2 protein-coding genes are annotated in these 1,110 nt (G+C 56.3%); both read right to left on the reverse strand.

What is annotated here, in order from left to right; translation table 11 throughout:
• Positions 1-872: HlyC/CorC family transporter (locus A3730_RS03750; protein ID WP_063537501.1), on the reverse strand; the 872-nt coding region annotated here is incomplete at its 3' end.
• Positions 872-1,110 (reverse strand): rRNA maturation RNase YbeY (gene ybeY, locus A3730_RS03755; protein ID WP_063537503.1); only part of this gene is annotated, 239 nt, incomplete at its 5' end. The genes ybeY and A3730_RS03750, both read right to left, overlap by 1 nt.

The raw sequence follows: 1,110 nt of genomic DNA on the forward strand, positions 1-1,110 counted from the left end.
CCGTGGTCGGTTTCGTCATTGTTGTTATCCCCCGGCGGTGTCACCCGTAACAGTCGTATTGTACGGCCGTCAGCACTGAGCACGGTGACACGGAAGCCTTCCAGGGTGATGCTTTCATCACGGCCTGGCAGGCGTCCAAACTTCTGCATCACCAGTCCCCCGATGGTGTCGAACTCTTCATCGCTGAGGTGGCAATGGAAGTGTTCGTTGAAGTCGTCGATGGGTGTCAGCGCCTTGACGGTGTATTCGTTGTTATCCAGATCCTTGATCAGGTAGTCGTCTTCTTCGATATCGTGTTCGTCTTCGATTTCGCCGACGATCTGTTCCAGCACATCTTCAATGGTAACCAGCCCGGCCACGCCGCCGTACTCGTTTACCACGATGGCCATGTGGTTGCGGCTGATACGAAATTCACGCAGCAGCGAATCCAGACGTTTTGATTCTGGCACTACCATAGCCGAACGGATGTGATCTTTGATCGCAAAACGCTCCATACGGGCGGGATCAAGGATTAACGGTAGCAGATCCTTGGCGAGCAGGATGCCGATGACTTCATCCGGGTCGTCGCCCAGTACCGGGAAGCGGGAGTGGGCGCAGTCGATAATGGTGGGCAAAAAATCCCTTGGGTCGGAGCTGGCCTTGATGCTGACCATTTGCGAGCGGGGAATCATGATTTCACGCACCTGCATGTCTGCCACGCAGATGGCGCCTTCGATGATGCCCAGGGTGTCGCCGTCGATGATGTGGGTGTCGCGCATGGAGCGCATCAGTTCCAGTAATTCGCTCCGGTCGCCCGGAGTGGGTGAGAAAAACTGGCCGACACGCTCCAACCAACTTCGGCTGGTACCGTTATCCGAAAAATCGTCCGACATCAGGGATTAAACTCCGTGTTTTCAGGTTGCGCCTGGCTGTCTTCCTGCACAGGACTGTAAGGATCAGGAAAGCCTTGCTCACCGAGGGCGCGGATTTCCAGGGTTTCCATGACGAGGGCATCGTCATCGTCAATATGATCATAACCCAGCAGGTGCAGCACACCGTGGGTGACCATGTGCGCCCAGTGGGCATCCAGCGGTTTGTGCTGTTCGCTGGCTTCGCGCCGTACCACCGCGT

The organism is Alcanivorax sp. HI0044, assembly GCF_001634945.1.